The sequence below is a fragment of the Pseudoxanthomonas daejeonensis genome (genome assembly GCF_022637495.1).
Classification (GTDB): domain Bacteria; phylum Pseudomonadota; class Gammaproteobacteria; order Xanthomonadales; family Xanthomonadaceae; genus Pseudoxanthomonas; species Pseudoxanthomonas daejeonensis.
The window spans coordinates 2,414,433-2,431,020 of the sequence record NZ_CP093331.1; the positions used below are offsets into that span (position 1 = coordinate 2,414,433).

The following is a 16,588-nucleotide window of genomic DNA, read 5'->3' on the forward strand; positions in this document are numbered from 1 at the left end:
TTACGCCACCGCGCCCTCCCGTTTTTGCGCGTCGCTGCGCACCAGCCACCACGCGAATGCCGCCGCGGTGAGGAACATCAGCAGGCTGTAGACCGCCGCCGGGGCGGCGATGGTGGCGTTCTCCAGCACGTTGAGCGCGATGAAGATCGCCAGGGTGCCGTTGTGGATGCCGATCTCCATGGCGATGGCGATCGCCTGCCGGCGCGGCAGGCGCAAGGCCAGCGGCGCGGCATAGCCCGCGCCCATGCTCGCGAGGTTGAACAGCAGGCAGGCCAGGCCGACGGCGGCGAAGTAGCTCGCCAGCACCTGCCAGGACTGGGCCACCGCTATCGCCACGAGCAAGGCGAGCACCAGCACCGCAAGCAGCCGCAGGGGCTTTTCTGCGCGCGCGGCCAGCGCGGGCGCCAGGCCGCGAAGGGTCATGCCGAGCAGCACCGGCAGCAGGATGATCACCGCCACCTCGATGATCTTGCGCGTCGGCGGCGGCACGAACTGGCCTGCGCCGAGGAAATACTCCAGCGCCAGGTCGAGGATCACCGGCAGGGTCAGCAGGCACAGCACGCTGTTGATCGCGGTCAGGGTGATGTTGAGGGCGACATCGCCGCGCGCCAGGTGGCTGTAGATGTTGGCGGTGGCGCCACCGGGCGAGGCGGCCACCAGCATCAGCCCCACGGCCAGCTCCGGCGGCAGGCGGAAGGCCAGTGCCAGCGCGAAGGCGACCCACGGCAGCAGCAGCGTCTGCAGGGCGAGGCCGACCAGCACCGCGCGCGGATAGCGCGCAACCCGCCGGAAATCCTCGACGGTCAGCCCGAGGCCGAGCCCGAGCATGATCACGCCCAGCGCCAGTGGCAGCATCAGGTTGGTCAGCAGTGTCGCCTGCATCGTGCAATCCCCTTCCCCGAGGTCAGCCCAAGATCGCCGAGGTGCGGCCCGCGGTCACGCTGCTGCGCGGCATCGTGCACGCGCCGGTGCGTCCGGCGGCGTAGTCTCGGCCCCACGTGCCAGACCGGAGCGCCGACATGCCTGGACAGCAGCGCGAACTGACCCTGCGTTTCCTCGCCGAACCCACCGACGTGAACTACGGCGGCAAGGTCCATGGCGGGGTCGTGATGAAGTGGATCGACCAGGCCGGCTACGCCGCCGCGGTCGGCTGGAGCGGGGGCTACAGCGTCACTGTCGCGGTGGGCGGGATCCGCTTCCTGGCGCCGGTGCGCATCAGCGACCTGGTCGCGGTATCGGCCAAGCTGGTCTACACCGGCAACAGCAGCATGCATTTCGCCATCGAAGTGCGCGCCCGCGACCCGATGGGGGGCGACTGGCGGCTGTGCACGCACTGCGTGATCGTGTTCGTGGCGCTGGACGCGGTCGAGGGCCGGCCGGTCGCGGTGCCGCCCTGGGTACCGCAGTGCGACGAGGACCGGCGCATGGCCGAATACGCGCTGCAGGTGATGGAGCTGAGCAAGGGCATCGAACAGACGATCGCCCGCTACCAGTCACCGGCGGCCTGACCGCCGGTTCGCCCGGGGCGGGCCGTTCAGGGCCGCCAACGCACGAGGCCGCCTTGCGGCGGCCTCGTGGATGCGTTGCGGCGAGCTGCGTCAGAGGTCGACGCGGCGGGCCTGCATGAAGCGGTTGCCCCAGTAGCCGGTATCCATGCGGTCCACGCGCACGTCCTTGCCGCGGCTGGGCGCGTGCAGGAACTGGCCTTCGCCGACGTAGATGCCGACATGGTTGACCCGGCCACGCAGGCCGAAGAACACCAGGTCGCCCGGGTTGAGCATGCTGCGGTCGCGGATCAGTTCGGCGTCGGACTTGGTCGCCATCTCGCGCGACACGCGCGGCAGCTCGATGCCCAGCGCGCTGCGGAACACGTAGCCGACCAGGCCGCTGCAGTCGAAACCTTCGGTAGAGGTGCCACCCCAGCGGTACGGCGTGCCGATCAGGGCCGTGGCCGCTTTCAGTACCTGCTGCACGCGGCCCTGGGCGCCGCCGGTGGTGGCCTGTTCCGGTACGCCCTGGGTCAGGTCGTAGGCGGCGAGCAGGCGGCTGACGTCGCCGGCGAACATCGCCGAGCGGTCCAGCAAAGGGATGCTGTCGTTGCCGGCCAGGTGCGGCAGCAACGCGGCCAGGGTCGCGTTGGCGGCGGCATCGGCCTTCTGGCGCAGGCCCGCGGGCGCTGCAGGTGCGGCGGCAGGCTTGCCCGGGGCGGCTGCGCGGGCCGTTGCAGGCGCCGCCGGAGGAGCGGCGATGGCCACGGTCGCGACAGGCAGGTCGAGTTCGGGGGCGAGGATCTCGCTCGCCGCCGGGGCAATGGCCTCGGGCACGATCTGCGCGGGTTCGGGCGCCGCCAGCGCCGGTACGGCGGGCAGGGCCAGAAGCAGGGAGAGCAGGGGGCTCAGCGTCCGCCGGGGGCGGGGCGCTGGAGTGGCGGCGGGCTGGCCTGGAAGCAGGTCGTCGGTCGTCACGCGGGGATCACATTACGGCAATGGGTCGATCATGCCCCCTTCACCGCTCCTTGATGTTCACAAAAAGTTAAATTTTCGTGAAGTCACGTGGGTGCGTGTCCCATTTCAGAGCAGAACCCGTTTGGCCCCGCTGTAGTGGTCCCGCCAGTACGGGCCGTCCAGCCGGTCCAGGCGGACCGTGCCACCGGTACTGGGCGCGTGGACGAAACGGCCCTCTCCGACGTAGATGCCGACGTGGCTGACGTCGCCGCGGCTGCCGAAGAACACCAGGTCGCCGCTGGCCAGCTTTTCCGGGGCCAGGCGCGGCCCCTGGGCCGCCGCGAGGTCGCGCGAACTGCGCGGCAGGCGCAGGTCGAGCATGTCGCGGTAGACGTAATTGACCAGGCCGCTGCAGTCGAAACCCGAGTCTGGGGTATTGCCGCCATAACGGTACGGCGTGCCCACCAGGCTCAGGGCGCGCAGGGTGACCGCATTGGCCGCGGCCGGGTCGGCCGGGACGACCTGCGGCCAGTGGCGGCCCGGCGGGGCTTCCGCACGCGTGGCTTCACGCCCGCAGCCGGCCAGCAGCACCACCAGAACCGTCGCGAACGCCATGGCGACCCTGCCTGGAACTGGCATGGCCGGGAGCGGGGCGGGATAATGTGGACCTGTCATCACGGCGGCCATCATGGCCGCACTTCCTCGCGGCCGACAAGCCGCCCACCCGCTGCCGCACCCCGGCAGCCAGCCCGAGTTGCGCATGAAGATCGAAAAAGACCGCGTCGTCCGTTTCCACTACACCGTCTCCGAAGTCGGCCAGGAGCCGCTGGAGAGCTCGCAGGAGCGCGAGCCGATCGCGATCCTGATCGGCCACGGCAACATCATCCCCGGGCTGGAAGCTGCGATGCAGGACAAGGTCGCCGGCGATCGCTTCGAAGTCGACGTTGCAGCGGCCGACGCCTATGGCGAGCGCCGCGAGGGCATGGGCCAGCGCATCCCAAAGAAGCATTTCGGCAACACCAGGCTGCAGCCGGGCGTGCAGGTGGTCCTGCAGACCAACTTCGGCCCGCGCGCGGTGACCGTGGAGAAAGTCGGCCACAGCGTGGTCGATGTCGACCTGAACCACCCGATGGCCGGCAAGGACCTGCATTTCGACGTGGAGATCGTCGAGGTCCGCGAGGCCAGCGCCGAGGAAGTCGAGCACGGCCACGTGCATGGCGACGGTGGCCACCACCACTGAGCCATCCTCCCGGTGGAACAGCGACGGCCCGCTTCGGCGGGCCGTGTGCTTTCCGGGGGCGTGCATTGCGGGCGGGTGGCCCGGGTGGCGTTTCAGACGGGAGCGAAGGCGGCGCCGATCGTGTCCACCCGCAGCCAAGCCTCCCGGACCGGCGCAAAACTGCGGCGATGGTGGGGGCAGGGGCCGTGCTGGACGAGCGCGGCCAGGTGGACCGGCGTCGGGTAACCCTTGTGCACGTCGAACCCGTAGTGCGGATGTTCCTCGTGCAGGGCGCACATCAGGCGGTCGCGCGCGACCTTGGCCAGGATCGAGGCGGCCATGATCGCCGGCTCCAGCGCATCGCCGCCGACGATGGCTTCGGCCATGCAGTTCAGCCCGCGCGGCAGGGTGTTGCCGTCGATCCGGGCCAGCTCCACCTGCGGGCCGAGCGCGGCGATCGCGCGACGCATGCCCTCCAGGGTGGCGTGCAGGATGTTGAGCCGGTCGATCTCCTCGACCGCGACCATTTCGATGTGCCAGGCCAGCGCCCGCTCGAGGATCAACGGGTAAAGCGCCTCGCGGCGCGCATGGCTGAGCTTCTTGGAATCGTCCAGGCCATCGATGCGGCGCGCCGGATCGAGGACCACCGCGGCGACCGCCACCGGGCCGGCCAGGGGGCCGCGACCGGCTTCGTCGACCCCCGCCACGCGCAGCCCCGCGCGATCGACCACGAACAGGTCCATGCCTGCACCGGCGTCCGTCGCAACGGCCTTGCGGCGGGTCATGCCCGGGTGGTCCGCGCCGGGGCCAGGCGCGGCAGCGTGGCGACCGCGTCGGCCGCCGACGCCGAGGCGTTGCGGCGCAGCTGTTCGTGCAGGGCCAGGTACTTGGGCTGCAACGCGGCAACCTCGCCCGGCGACTGGAACCAGCGCAGCACCGCCCCGGCCAGGCGCTCGGGGGTGCAATCGTCCTGCATCAGTTCGGGGGCGAGGTCTTCGCCGGCCAGCACGTTGGGCAGGGCGTAGCGGTCGACCTTGAGCATGCCCAGCGCACGCACGATGCGGTAGGTCAATGGCGATACCCGGTATCCGACCACCATCGGGCGTTTGGAAAGCATCGCCTCCAGGGTCGCCGTCCCTGAGGCGAGCAGGACCACGTCGGCGGCGGCCAGCGCGGTGCGGGCCTGGCCGTCGAGCAGGTGCGAATGCATCACCGGCAGTGCCGAGCGCGACAGCTGCGCCTGCAGCAGGGCGCGGCAGCGCGCATTGGCCGCCGGTACCACCACGTGCAGTGCCGGCAGCGTTTCGGAGACGTGCCAGGCTGCTTCGAAGAAGACCTCGCCCAGGCGCTCGATCTCCCCCAGCCGGCTGCCGGGCAGCACCGCCAGCACTGGCGCGCCGGCGGGCAGGCCCAGTTGCGCGCGCGCGGCGTCGCGGTCCGGGTGCAGCGGCATCGCGTCGGCCATCGGATGCCCGACGAAGCGCGCGTCCACGCCGTGGCGGGCGTAGATCGCCGGCTCCATCGGGAACAGGCAGAGCACGCGGTCGGCGCTGGCGCCGATCTTCTCGGCGCGCTTCTCGCGCCAGGCCCAGACCGAAGGACTGACGTAGTGCACGGTCGGCACGCCGCGTTGCTTGAACCAGCGCTCCACGCCCAGGTTGAAGTCTGGGGCGTCGATGCCGACCACCACGTCCGGTTGCCAGTCCAGCGCGCGCGCGCGGAAATCGCGACGCAGCTTCAGCAGTCGCGGCAGGTGGCGCAACACTTCGAACAGCCCCATCACCGCCAGTTCGCTGGCGTCGTACCAGGTTTCCACGCCGGCCGCGCGCATCGCGTCGCCGCCGATGCCGGCAAAGCGGGCATCGGGGAATCGCCGGCGCAGTTCTTCGACCAGCCCCGCGCCCAGGGCGTCGCCGGAGGTTTCGCCGGCGACCAGGATGAAGCGCGGGCCCTTGCCCACGCGCTGCGACGCCTCGTGGCCCCGGATCGATTCGTTCACGGTTCGGCGTCCGCCAGCGTGTTCGGCATCGACGTCAGCGCAGCAGCGGGCGTTCGCCGCCGTCGATGAACTCCAGCAGCAGGCGCACGTCCTCGTTGCCCTCGGATTGCTGGACCAGCTGTTCGCGCGCTTCGGCCAGGGGAAGCCCGGCGACGAACAGCGTGCGGTACGCGCGCTTGATCGCGGCGATGCGCTCGGGGCTGAAGCCGCGGCGCTTGAGCCCTTCGCTGTTGATCCCGCGCGGCCGGCCGATCGAATTGCCGCCGACCATGGTGAACGGGGTCACGTCGCCGTTGGCCAGCGCACCCATGCCCAGGAAGGCGTGGTCGCCGATCCGGCAGAACTGGTGGGCGCCGGCGAAGCCGCTGATGATCACCCAGTCGCCCACGGTGACATGGCCGGCCAGTGTGGTGTTGTTGGAGAAGATGCACTGGTTGCCGACGATGCAGTCGTGGGCCACGTGGGTGTAGGCCAGCATCCAGTTGTCGTCGCCTATGCGGGTGATGCCGCCGCCGTGCCCGGTGCCGCGGTTGAGGGTGACGAACTCGCGGAATACATTCCGGTCGCCGATCACCAGCTCCGTGCGTTCGCCCGCGAACTTCTTGTCCTGCGGCTCGCCGCCGACGGCGACATGGCCGATGAAACGGTTGTCGCGGCCGATCCGGGTCGGTCCGGCGAAACTGCAGTGCGGGCCGATCTGGCAGCCGTCGCCGATCTCCACGTCCGGGCCGATCAGGGTGAAGGCGCCCACGCTCACGCCTTCGCCCAGGCGCGCGCCCGGGTCGATGACGGCGGTGGGGTGGATGCGGGCGTTTTCGTTCATGGGCGGTCCGTCAGGGCGTTATTCGCGGGTGCCGGCGCACAGCACTTCGGCGCAGGCGACGATCTCGCCATCGACCTTGGCCTCGCCGTAGTACACCGCCATGTTGCGGATCACGCGCTTGATCTGCACGTGCAGTTCGAGCACGTCGCCGGGGACGACCTGCTTGCTGAAGCGCGCGTTGTCGACCTTGACCATGTAGAACAGCTTGGACTGCGCGTCGCGGCCCAGCGACAGCTGGGTGAGCACGCCGCCAGCCTGGGCCAGTGCCTCGATGATCAGCACGCCGGGCATGATCGGCTGGCCGGGGAAGTGGCCCTGGAAGAACGGCTCGTTGACGGTCACGTTCTTCACGCCGACGATGCGCTTGGCCTCGATATCCAGGTCGACGACCTTGTCGATCAGCAGGAACGGATAGCGGTGCGGGATCAACTGGCGGATGGTATTGACGTCGACGGGGAGCTTCACGGTTTCGTTCATTCGGCGCTGTCCTGGGTGGAGGCATTGACGCGGCGCGCCAGTGCATCCAGTTGCTTGAACCGGGCGGCATTCTTGCGCCAGGTGCGATTGTCGGTGAGTGGCGTGCCCGACGAGTACTCGCCGGGCTCGCGGATGGAATGGGTGACCAGTGACATGGCGGTGATCAGGACCTGGTCGGCCACTTCGAGGTGGCCGAGCACGCCGGCGCCGCCGCCGACCAGGCAGTAGCGACCGATCTTCGCGCTGCCGGCGGCGGCCGAGCATCCGGCCATCGCGGTATGCGCGCCGATCCGGACGTTGTGGCCGATCTGGACCAGGTTGTCGATGCGCACGTCTTCTTCAAGCACCGTGTCGTCGAGTGCGCCGCGGTCGATGCAGGAGTTGGCGCCGATCTCGCAGTCATCGCCGATGACCACGCCGCCCAGCTGCGGGACGTTGACCCAGCGGCCCGCGTCCATCGCCAGGCCGAAGCCCGCCGCGCCGAGCACCGCGCCGGGCAGGATCCGCACGCGCTTGCCCAGCCGGACCCGGGCCACCAGCGTGACCCGCGCCTGCAGCTCGCAACCCGCGTCCAGCTCGCAGTCCTCGCCGATGGTGCAACCCGGGCCGATCACGCAGCCGGGACCCACCGTGGAGCGCGCGCCGATGCTGACGAAGGGACCCACGTGCGCATCCGGCGACACCTCGGCGGTGGGATCGACCACGGCGCTGGGGTGGATGCCCGGATCGCGCGCCGGCACCCGTTCGAACAGGGCCGAGATGCGGGCGAAGGCGACGTAGGGATCCTTGGCGACCAGCGCGGCACCGGGCGCGGAGGGTACGTCGTCGGCGCGCAGCACGACCACGCCCGCGGTGGAGGTCGCCAGTTGCGAGCGGTAGCGCGGATTGGCGAGGAAGGCCAGCTGCCCGGGGCCGGCGCCGGCCAGGGTGGCCACGCCGTGCACGCGCGCGCCGCCGTCGCCATGCAACTGCAGCGAGAAGCGTTCGGCCAGTTCGGCGGCGGTGAAGGCGGGGGCGTCCATGGCGCGCATTCTAGCCTCACACCCCCGATGGACCGGACCGGACCGGACCGTACGGATTCAGCGGCGGGCGAGCAGGACCAGCAGGGCGCCGGTACCGCCCTGCGCGGGCGGTGCGGAGTGGAAGGCGAGCACGTCGCCGCGCTGGCGCAGCAGCCGGTCGACCAGGTTCTTCAGCACCGGCACGCCTTCGCCGCCGCCGCCGTCCTTGCCGCCACCCTTGCCGTGGATGATCCGCACGCAGCCCAGTCCGGCATCGATGGCCTCGGCCAGGAAGCGGGCCAGCAGGGTTTCGGCCTGCAGCGCGTTGGCGCCGTGCAGGTCCAGTTCGTCCTGGGCCGAGTATTCGCCGCGCCGCAACCGCTGCCATGCTCGGGCTGGGACCCGCTCGCGCCGGAATGCGCTCGCATCGCCGCGCAGCAGGGCCGACTCCGGATCGTTGGCGATGCGCCCGCGGCCGCCTTCGTCGGCGTCCACCGGGCGGCGCGGCACGGGCCCCGGCTTCGGACGAACAGGCGGCGCGGCAGCCGGCGCGCGCAGCGGCGCGACCTTGCCGATCGCGGCCCGGAACAGGCGGGCGTCGTCGTCCTCGTCATCGTGCATCGCCACAGGGTAGCGCAGGCACGAAGCCTTTCCGTCGGCGCGATGTGCGCGGCTGCCGCGAACGCGGGGGAGGCTTCCGGTATCATGCGGATGTTTTCGAGGAAGCCCATGCGCGTACTTGTTTCGAACGACGATGGCGTGGACGCGCCCGGTATCCATGCACTGGCCCAGGGCCTGCGCGACGCCGGACACGAGGTCTATGTCGTAGCCCCGGACCGCGACCGCTCCGGCGCCAGCAATTCGCTGACCCTGGACCTGCCGATCCGGGTCAAGCGGCTGGACCACTACACCTGCTCGGTCGCCGGCACGCCCACCGACTGCGTGCACCTGGCCCTGACCGGCATGTTCGAGTTCGAACCGGACATCGTGGTGTCGGGGATCAACAACACCGCCAACCTCGGCGACGACGTGATCTATTCGGGCACGGTGTCGGCGGCGATGGAGGGGCGCTTCCTGGGCCTGCCCGCGGTGGCCGTGTCGCTGGCCACGCGCAACCACGATGCCAAGCACTACGAGACCGCCGCGCGCGCCGCGGTGGAGATCGTGGCGCGCCTGCTCACCGACCCGCTGCCGGCCGACACCATCCTCAACGTCAACGTGCCGGACCTGGCCTGGCACGAGGTGCGCGGCTTCGAGGTTTCGCGCCTGGGCAACCGCCATCGGTCCGAGCCATGCATCCCGCAGCCGGATCCGCGCGGACGCACCGTCTACTGGATCGGCCCGGCTGGCCCGGAGCAGGACGCCGGACCCGGCACCGATTTCCACGCGGTGCGCACCGGCCACATCTCGATCACCCCGATCCATGTCGACCTGACCCGCTACCAGGCGCTGGAGAAGGTCGCCGGCTGGGTCGGCGGGCTTTCGGCCGCGCTGGCCACCCCGGCCGGCGACAGCGGCGAGGCCGGGGCATGAACCCCAGGCTGCGCATGCAACCGCAAGCGATCGGGCAGGGCATGACCTCCCAGCGCGTGCGCGACCGCCTGGTCGAGCGCCTGCGCGAGGGCGCCAGCAACGGCCAGGGCATCGCCGACGAGCGCGTGCTCAACGTGATCCGCACCCTGCCGCGGCACCTGTTCGTCGACGAAGCGCTTGCCAGCCGCGCCTACGAGGACACCGCGCTGCCGATCGGCCACGGGCAGACGATCTCCCAGCCCTGGGTGGTCGCGCGGATGACCGAGGTGCTGCTTGAGAACGCACCGGCCAAGGTACTGGAGGTCGGCACCGGCTCGGGCTACCAGGCCGCGGTGCTGGCCGCCCTGGGCCTGGAAGTGCATACCGTCGAGCGCATCGGCGAACTCCTGCGGCAGGCGCGCAAGCGTTTCCGCACGCTGGGCATGAACATCCGCAGCAAGCATGACGACGGCCGGATCGGCTGGCCCGAACACGGACCGTACGACGCGATCATCGTCACCGCCGCGGCGCCGGCGCTCGTGCCGGCACTGGTCGACCAGTTGCGGACCGGCGGGGTGCTGGTCGCGCCGGTCGGCGGCAGCAGTTCGCAGGCACTGGTCCGGCTGGTCCGGCGCGAGGACGGCAGCGTGGAGGAGACCCGCCTGGCGGCAGTCACCTTCGTGCCGCTGCTGTCCGGGATGATCGACTGAGTCATGGCCGGATCGGACCTTTCCCGCATCAACGACACCGGATCGCTTGGCGACCAGCTTGAGGCGATCATCGGGCAATTGCCGGAAGACCACCTCAGCCTGGGCGAACTGCTGGAGGTGTTCGGCGACGAAGGCCTGCTGCTGCTGACCATCCTGCTGACCCTGGTATTCCTGATCCCGGTGTCGATCCCGGGCGTGAGCACGGTCTTCGGTGCCGCGATCCTGCTGGTCGGGATCAGCCGCCTGCTCGGTCGGCCGCTGTGGCTGCCGGCGAAGTTGCGTACCCGGCCGCTGCCGGCAGTGAAACTGCGCCCGGCCCTGACTGGCGGCCTGCACTGGGTGCGTCGGCTGGAGAAGATCAGCCGCCCCTACCGCCTGCGTCGCCTGGTCGAGGGTCGCGCGCAAGGCACCTTCAACAACCTGGCCTTCATCCTCGCTGCGCTGTTGCTGATGGTGCCCTTCAGCTTCATTCCCTTCAGCAACACGTTGCCCGCGCTGGCGCTGCTGTTCTATGCCATCGGCATGATCCAGCGCGATGGCACCGCGATCGTGCTCGGGCACCTGGCCAACATCGGTACGATCATCTACTTCGGTATCCTGATCGGCGGTGGTGGCATGGCCGCGCATGGGTTGCTGCGGCATTTCACCGGATGACGGTTGCGCAGGTTTCGCGTAGCCGGCTGGCACGACGGATGGAGCAGTAATGACCGGAATACGTGGGCGGATGCGGGTGGTCCTTGCGATGGTGCTGGCAATGGCGATGGCCGCCTGCAGCAGCACCGTGGTGCGCACCCCTCAGGGCGAAGGCAGTGGTTCGACCGCGTCCGCCGGTCGCAGTGGCGCGACCGTGGTGGTGCAGCAGGGCGATACGCTTTACTCGATCGCCAGGCGCAACGGCGTGGCGGTCACCGACATGGCCCGCTGGAACGGCCTGCAGCCGCCGTACACGATCTACCCGGGCCAGCGCCTGTCGCTGGGCCAGGCAGGCGGGAGCCGCGGCGCGACCGCGCCCACGCGGACCGTGGTCGCGCCCAAGCCAGCGACGACGGCCGGCCAGCAACCGGCCCCCAAGCCGACGAGCGCACCCGCCAGCAGCGGCTTCAGCTGGCGCTGGCCGGCACAGGGCGTGTTGCTGGCGACCTTCGTCCCCGGCGACAACACCCGGCAGGGCATCGACATCGGCGGCAGCAGCGGCCTGCCGGTGACCGCGGCCGCCGATGGCGTGGTGGTGTATTCGGGCGCGGGCCTGGTCGGCTACGGCGAACTGATCATCATCAAGCACAACGAGCAGTGGCTGTCGGCCTATGGCCACAACCGCAAGCGCCTGGTGGCCGAGGGCCAGAAGGTGAAAGCCGGCGAGCAGATCGCCGAGATGGGCCGCAGCGGTACCGATCGCGAGAAGCTGCACTTCGAGATCCGTTACAACGGCAAGCCCATCGACCCGCTGCTGTACCTGCCGAAGCGATAGGGGCGCGCTGCGTCTGAAGGCGTGTCCCGCACGCGGCGCAGATGCCCGGCGTGCGCTCAGGGCGGGCAGGTGGATCGCAGGGCACGTGCCTCGCTCCCCGCAGCGTCCACCCATGACCCGTTGCAGTACCTGGGGAATTCAGGGGCTACCGGCGCGATCGGTCCCGTAGAGCTGGGCCTTGGGCCGCAGCCTCTCGTGATCGGCGCTGAGAGCAGCGGGGCAAGTCCCGCTGCACAAATGACGTAACCGCGGAGCGGTGAAGCCGGCGGCGAGCCGGTGTGGCGGGCAAGCCTCAGCCCAGCAGCAGCGCCACCACGACGCGCCGGCCTTCGCCGGCCAGCACGTTGTAGGTGCGGGCGGCGGCGGCGTTGTCCATGACCTCGATCCCGATGCCGCGGGTCAGGCAGGCGGCCATCACGGCGGCGGGCGGGAACACCTGTCGGCCGCCGGTACCCAGGACCACCAGTTCCGGCTCCAGCGCCAGCAGGGGTTCGAGATGTGCCGGCTCCAGTGCCGTGGACGCGGCGGGTGCCGGCCAGTCCTCGACCAGGCGATCCGGTGCCAGGGCGAAGCTTCGGTTGAGGATCCGGTCGTTGACCCGGGCCTGCTGGCCATCGGCGCCGCGCAGGACCCAGGCGTAGTCGGGGCGTTCGTGGCTCAGCTGCATGGCGCCAGGCTCCTGCGCTCAGGCGCGGGGCAGGACGATCGCGGGCATTTCCCGGGACGGACGGAACAGGGTGGCGGTATGCCCGATCCGCTGCACGAGCGCGGCTCCGGTCTGCTTGGCCAGGGTGTCGATCATGGCGTCGCGGGCGTCGCGATCCTCGGCGCCGACCTTGACCTTGACCAGCTCGTGGCGCTCCAGCACCTCGTCCAGCTCGGCCAGCAAAGCCGGGGTGATGCCCTTGCCCCCGACCTGCATCAGGGCCTTGAGGCCGTGGGCCTGGCCGCGGAGAAAGCGGTTCTGGGCGGCGGTCAGGACAACGGACATCGGGGTTACCGGGGCAGGGCAATGGGTTGTTCAGGGTATCATGGCCGCCCATACCGCCGCGGGCGTTCTCCGCCCGGCCCCCGCATGACCCGCAGCAAGAGCAGCCAACGCTGGCTCCGCGAGCATTTCGCCGATCCCTATGTGAAGAAGGCGCAGGCCGAGGGCCTGCGTTCGCGCGCAGCGTACAAACTGGAAGAACTGATCGAGCGAGACCGGCTGCTGAAGCCGGGCATGGTCGTGGTCGATCTGGGCGCGGCGCCGGGTGGCTGGTCGCAGTTCGTGCGCCAGGCGATGGGTGACGGAGGCCGCGTCGTGGCGCTGGACATCCTGGAGATGCCGCCGCTGGCCGGCGTCGAATTCCTTCATGGCGACTTCAGGGAAGAAGCGGTCTTATCGGAGCTGGAGACGCTGCTGGGCGGCCAGGCCGTCGACCTTGTGCTGTCGGACATGGCCCCCAATATGAGTGGGGTGGATGTCGTCGACCAGGCCCGGGCGATGCATCTCGCCGAGCTGGCGATGGAGTTCGCCGACGGCCACCTGCGTACGGGCGGCGCCTTCCTGATCAAGCTGTTCCAGGGGGTCGGTTTCGACGACTACGTGCGCGAACTACGCCGCCGCTACGAAAAGGTGGCGATCCGCAAGCCGGCGGCCTCGCGCAAGCGTTCGCCGGAAGTCTATGCCCTGGCGCAGGGCAAGCGCGCCCTGATCAGATAAGCTCGACCCAGCGACAACCCCAGCCAGATCCACCCCCACAGCCAGTGCGACACGCCATACACAGGGAAATGCGGAGCCGATGAGGATGAACGACTTGACCAAGAATCTGCTGCTCTGGGTGGTCGTCGCCATCGTGCTGATGGTCGTGTTCCAGAGCTTCTCGCCGCGCGATGGCGCCACCGCCACGGTGGGCCAGTCGCGCAGCTACACCCAGTTCCTGCAGGAAGTGGACGCCGGCCGGATCCGTTCGGTGGTGATCACCGATGCCAGCACGCTGACGACCAACGCGATCCGCTACAAGCGCGCCGACGGCACCGAGGGCCAGGTGACCGGTCCGATGGACATGAAGCTGACCGACCAGCTGCTGAGCAAGAACGTCGACGTGGTCCGCGAGGATCCCAAGAGCGGGCCGAGCTTCTGGAGCATCGTCCTCAACTTCCTGCCCGTGCTGCTGATCATCGGCTTCTGGCTGTTCATCATGCGCCAGATGCAGGGCGGCGGCGGCGGCGCCAAGGGCGCGATGTCGTTCGGCAAGTCGCGGGCCAAACTGCAGGGCGACGACCAGGTCAAGGTGACCTTCGCCGACGTGGCCGGTTGCGACGAGGCCAAGGAAGAAGTCGGCGAGCTGGTCGACTTCCTCCGCGACCCGTCCAAGTTCACCAAGCTGGGCGGCAAGATCCCGCGCGGCATCCTGATGGTCGGCCAGCCCGGTACCGGCAAGACCCTGCTGGCCAAGGCCATCGCCGGCGAGGCCAAGGTGCCGTTCTTCTCGATCTCCGGCTCGGATTTCGTCGAGATGTTCGTCGGCGTCGGCGCCAGCCGCGTGCGCGACATGTTCGAGCAGGCCAAGAAGCACGCGCCGTGCATCATCTTCATCGACGAGATCGACGCGGTCGGTCGCCATCGCGGCGCCGGCCTGGGTGGTGGCCACGACGAGCGCGAGCAGACCCTGAACCAGCTGCTGGTCGAGATGGACGGCTTCGACGGCGGTGAAGGCGTGATCGTGGTCGCTGCGACCAACCGTCCGGACGTGCTTGATCCGGCCTTGCTGCGCCCGGGTCGTTTCGACCGCCAGGTGGTGGTCGGCCTGCCCGACGTGCGCGGCCGCGAGCAGATCCTCAAGGTGCACATGCGCAAGCTGCCGCTGGCCGACGACGTCGAGCCGATGGTGATCGCCCGTGGCACGCCCGGTTTCTCCGGCGCCGACCTGGCCAACCTGGCCAACGAGGCGGCGCTGTTCGCCGCGCGCGAAAACGCGAAGGAGGTCCGCATGGACCACTTCGATCGCGCCCGCGACAAGATCCTGATGGGCGCCGAGCGCCGCTCGATGGCGATGAGCGAGGACGAGAAGACGCTCACCGCCTACCACGAGGCTGGCCACGCCATCGTCGGCCGCGTGGTGCCCGAGCACGACCCGGTCTACAAGGTCACCATCATTCCGCGCGGTCGCGCGCTGGGCGTGACCATGTACCTGCCCGAGGGCGACCGCTACTCGATTAACCGCGTGGCGATCGAATCCCAGCTGTGCTCGCTGTACGGCGGGCGCGTGGCCGAGGAGCTGATCTTCGGCGAGGACAAGGTCACCACCGGCGCCTCCAACGACATCGAGCGCGCGACCAAGATGGCGCGCAACATGGTCACCAAGTGGGGCCTGTCCGACGAGATGGGGCCGATCGCCTATGGCGAGCAGGAGGACGAGGTGTTCCTCGGCCGCTCGGTCACACAGCACAAGAACGTCTCCGACGACACCGCGCGCCGGATTGACGAAGTCGTGCGCGCGATCCTGGACCGTGCCTACGCCCGTACCAAGACCATCCTGACCGAGAACCTCGACAAGCTGCACGCGATGTCGCAGTTGCTGCTGCAGTACGAGACCATCGATGCGCCGCAGATCGACGCGATCATGGAAGGCCGCGAACCGCCGCCGCCGATGGGCTGGGGCAAGGCGGGCAAGGACGGCGACAACAAGAGCGGTCCGCGTCCGTTGCCGCCGGTCGGCGGCCCCGCTACCCAGACCTGAGACGGGCGGCGCATGGCCGACCTGCCTGACCAGCCACTTCCGCGGCCCAGCTATTACGTGAACAACCCGTGGCGCACCCGCGCCACGGGTTGTTTTGCTGGCGCCTCGATGATGCTGACGATCACCGCCATCTTCTACGCGCTCGGGCGGCTGCCGCTGCCGCTGGTCGGCATCTCGGTGCTGCTGGCGATGGGCGCGTTCGGCTTCGGCCTGTATGCGCGCCGTCGCGCCGCGCGCTTCGACGCCGACCTGGGCAACGGCCCGGGCCACTGATCCGTCGAGGGGGAGCGCCATGTTCGATATTTCGCCGCAGCTGGACTGCGCCGGCCGGGTGCTGAAGCTCGATCGCGCCCGGGTGATGGGCATCGTCAACGTGACCCCCGATTCCTTCTCCGATGGTGGCGCCCACGCGGACACCGGTGCCGCGGTCGCGCATGGCCTGAAGCTGGCCGCCGAGGGCGCCGACATCCTGGACGTGGGCGGTGAATCGACACGTCCCGGTGCCAGTGAAGTGCCGCTCGAAGAGGAGCTCCGCCGGGTCGTCCCGGTGATCGAGCGCCTGGTCCGCGAGACCTCCTTGCCGGTAAGCGTGGACACCTGCAAGCCGGACGTCATGCGCGCCGCGGTGGCTGCGGGCGCGGGCATGATCAACGACGTCCGCGCGCTGCGTGCCGAGGGTGCGCTGGAAGCGGCGGCTGCGCTGGGCGTGCCCGTGGTGCTGATGCACATGCAGGGCGAACCGCGCTCGATGCAGGACGATCCGCAGTACGACGATGTCGTCGCAGAAGTGCATCGTTTCCTCGCCGAGCGCATTTTCGCCGCCGAGCTGGCGGGGATCTCAAAGAAGAACCTCGTCGTGGATCCGGGTTTCGGCTTCGGCAAGGCCCTTGCCCACAACCTGGTCCTTCTGGCGCAGCTCGAGCGCTTCGCGGAATTGGGCGTGCCGGTACTGGCGGGCCTGTCGCGCAAGCGCAGCATCGGCGAGCTGACCGGGCGCCAGGATCCGGTCGAGCGCGTCGCCGGTTCCGTCGCGGCCCACGTGATCGCCGCGCAACGTGGCGCGCGGATCGTGCGGGTGCACGACGTCGCCGCGACGGTGGACGCGTTGAAGGTACTGGAAGCAGTGGCGGCCGTGCCGTCCCCCCGGCGCGACGCGACCCCGGCGATCCGCTGGCCCGACGAATAGCGTCGTCTCGCGCCGGAGCTGGCA

At 69.8% G+C, this 16,588-nt stretch carries 21 protein-coding genes; 10 read left to right on the top strand and 11 right to left on the bottom strand.

Annotated elements, in window-relative coordinates; genetic code table 11:
- Nucleotides 1–882: a bile acid:sodium symporter family protein gene (locus MNQ95_RS10785; RefSeq protein ID WP_241952870.1), complete on the bottom strand. Its 882-nt coding sequence runs from the start codon at nt 880–882 to the stop codon at nt 1–3.
- Nucleotides 883–1,019: 137 nt separating this feature from the next.
- On the opposite strand from MNQ95_RS10785, the gene MNQ95_RS10790 reads away from it, so the two are divergent.
- A complete protein-coding gene (locus tag MNQ95_RS10790) occupies nt 1,020–1,508 on the top strand; it encodes an acyl-CoA thioesterase (protein WP_162410222.1) in 489 nt (162 codons plus the stop codon).
- A 90-nt stretch (nt 1,509–1,598) separates the two neighbouring features.
- On the opposite strand, the gene MNQ95_RS10795 is transcribed toward MNQ95_RS10790, so the two are convergent.
- Entirely contained in the window at nt 1,599–2,465 is an 867-nt protein-coding gene (locus MNQ95_RS10795; RefSeq protein ID WP_162410221.1) for a C40 family peptidase, read from the bottom strand.
- Nucleotides 2,466–2,570: 105 nt separating this feature from the next.
- Nucleotides 2,571–3,059, bottom strand: coding sequence for a C40 family peptidase (locus MNQ95_RS10800; protein WP_162410220.1), 489 nt, complete (start codon nt 3,057–3,059; stop codon nt 2,571–2,573).
- 145 nt (nt 3,060–3,204) lie between these two features.
- Between MNQ95_RS10800 and MNQ95_RS10805 the strand changes: the two genes are divergently transcribed.
- Nucleotides 3,205–3,684: an FKBP-type peptidyl-prolyl cis-trans isomerase gene (locus MNQ95_RS10805; protein WP_425605664.1), complete on the top strand. Its 480-nt coding sequence runs from the start codon at nt 3,205–3,207 to the stop codon at nt 3,682–3,684.
- A gap of 92 nt (nt 3,685–3,776) precedes the next feature.
- Here MNQ95_RS10805 and rnhB read toward each other — a convergent pair whose 3' ends face one another.
- The 6 genes from rnhB to MNQ95_RS10835 are packed head-to-tail and all read right to left on the bottom strand — an operon-like array spanning nt 3,777 to nt 8,584.
- The gene (gene rnhB / locus MNQ95_RS10810; RefSeq protein WP_162410218.1) at nt 3,777–4,448 is read right to left on the bottom strand and encodes a ribonuclease HII; all 672 of its coding nucleotides are present in this window, start codon (nt 4,446–4,448) and stop codon (nt 3,777–3,779) included.
- Nucleotides 4,445–5,662 carry a lipid-A-disaccharide synthase gene (gene lpxB, locus MNQ95_RS10815; RefSeq protein WP_162410217.1) on the bottom strand — a complete coding sequence of 406 codons (1,218 nt, stop codon included), beginning with the start codon at nt 5,660–5,662 and terminating at the stop codon, nt 4,445–4,447. The genes rnhB and lpxB overlap by 4 nt, the downstream gene beginning before the upstream one ends.
- A 34-nt stretch (nt 5,663–5,696) precedes the next feature.
- Nucleotides 5,697–6,485 (bottom strand): acyl-ACP--UDP-N-acetylglucosamine O-acyltransferase, encoded by a 789-nt coding sequence (gene lpxA, locus MNQ95_RS10820; protein WP_162410216.1) that lies wholly within the window; start codon nt 6,483–6,485, stop codon nt 5,697–5,699.
- An 18-nt stretch (nt 6,486–6,503) separates the two neighbouring features.
- On the bottom strand, nt 6,504–6,962 hold the full coding sequence (fabZ, locus tag MNQ95_RS10825) for a 3-hydroxyacyl-ACP dehydratase FabZ (RefSeq protein WP_162410215.1): 459 nt from the start codon (nt 6,960–6,962) through the stop codon (nt 6,504–6,506).
- The gene (lpxD, locus tag MNQ95_RS10830; RefSeq protein WP_241952872.1) at nt 6,959–7,984 is read right to left on the bottom strand and encodes a UDP-3-O-(3-hydroxymyristoyl)glucosamine N-acyltransferase; all 1,026 of its coding nucleotides are present in this window, start codon (nt 7,982–7,984) and stop codon (nt 6,959–6,961) included. Before lpxD ends, fabZ begins: the two co-directional genes overlap by 4 nt.
- A 57-nt stretch (nt 7,985–8,041) precedes the next feature.
- Nucleotides 8,042–8,584, bottom strand: a complete 543-nt coding sequence (locus MNQ95_RS10835; protein WP_241952873.1) for a Smr/MutS family protein — start codon at nt 8,582–8,584, stop codon at nt 8,042–8,044.
- Between the two features lie 108 nt (nt 8,585–8,692).
- Between MNQ95_RS10835 and surE the strand changes: the two genes are divergently transcribed.
- Genes surE through MNQ95_RS10855 form a run of 4 tightly spaced genes read left to right on the top strand, consistent with a single transcriptional unit; the run spans nt 8,693 to nt 11,653 of the window.
- Nucleotides 8,693–9,496: a 5'/3'-nucleotidase SurE gene (surE, locus tag MNQ95_RS10840; RefSeq protein WP_241952874.1), complete on the top strand. Its 804-nt coding sequence runs from the start codon at nt 8,693–8,695 to the stop codon at nt 9,494–9,496.
- Nucleotides 9,493–10,185, top strand: a complete 693-nt coding sequence (locus MNQ95_RS10845) for a protein-L-isoaspartate(D-aspartate) O-methyltransferase (RefSeq protein ID WP_241952875.1) — start codon at nt 9,493–9,495, stop codon at nt 10,183–10,185. The genes surE and MNQ95_RS10845 overlap by 4 nt, the downstream gene beginning before the upstream one ends.
- 3 nt (nt 10,186–10,188) lie before the next feature.
- The gene (locus MNQ95_RS10850) at nt 10,189–10,839 is read left to right on the top strand and encodes an exopolysaccharide biosynthesis protein (RefSeq protein WP_241952876.1); all 651 of its coding nucleotides are present in this window, start codon (nt 10,189–10,191) and stop codon (nt 10,837–10,839) included.
- A 49-nt stretch (nt 10,840–10,888) separates the two neighbouring features.
- The gene (locus tag MNQ95_RS10855; protein WP_238390330.1) at nt 10,889–11,653 is read left to right on the top strand and encodes a peptidoglycan DD-metalloendopeptidase family protein; all 765 of its coding nucleotides are present in this window, start codon (nt 10,889–10,891) and stop codon (nt 11,651–11,653) included.
- Between the two features lie 292 nt (nt 11,654–11,945).
- Here MNQ95_RS10855 and MNQ95_RS10860 read toward each other — a convergent pair whose 3' ends face one another.
- Nucleotides 11,946–12,320 (bottom strand): Mth938-like domain-containing protein, encoded by a 375-nt coding sequence (locus MNQ95_RS10860; RefSeq protein ID WP_162410209.1) that lies wholly within the window; start codon nt 12,318–12,320, stop codon nt 11,946–11,948.
- Nucleotides 12,321–12,338: 18 nt separating this feature from the next.
- On the bottom strand, nt 12,339–12,644 hold the full coding sequence (gene yhbY, locus MNQ95_RS10865) for a ribosome assembly RNA-binding protein YhbY (protein WP_162410208.1): 306 nt from the start codon (nt 12,642–12,644) through the stop codon (nt 12,339–12,341).
- A gap of 84 nt (nt 12,645–12,728) precedes the next feature.
- Between yhbY and rlmE the strand changes: the two genes are divergently transcribed.
- The 4 genes from rlmE to folP all read left to right on the top strand — a co-directional run bounded on the left by rlmE (nt 12,729) and on the right by folP (nt 16,564).
- Nucleotides 12,729–13,358: a 23S rRNA (uridine(2552)-2'-O)-methyltransferase RlmE gene (rlmE, locus tag MNQ95_RS10870; RefSeq protein WP_241952877.1), complete on the top strand. Its 630-nt coding sequence runs from the start codon at nt 12,729–12,731 to the stop codon at nt 13,356–13,358.
- Nucleotides 13,359–13,443: 85 nt separating this feature from the next.
- A complete protein-coding gene (ftsH, locus tag MNQ95_RS10875; RefSeq protein WP_162410206.1) occupies nt 13,444–15,378 on the top strand; it encodes an ATP-dependent zinc metalloprotease FtsH in 1,935 nt (644 codons plus the stop codon).
- A 12-nt stretch (nt 15,379–15,390) separates the two neighbouring features.
- Nucleotides 15,391–15,651, top strand: a complete 261-nt coding sequence (locus MNQ95_RS10880) for a hypothetical protein (RefSeq protein ID WP_162410205.1) — start codon at nt 15,391–15,393, stop codon at nt 15,649–15,651.
- Between the two features lie 19 nt (nt 15,652–15,670).
- Nucleotides 15,671–16,564, top strand: coding sequence for a dihydropteroate synthase (folP, locus tag MNQ95_RS10885; RefSeq protein ID WP_241952878.1), 894 nt, complete (start codon nt 15,671–15,673; stop codon nt 16,562–16,564).
- Nucleotides 16,565–16,588: the final 24 nt, after the last annotated feature.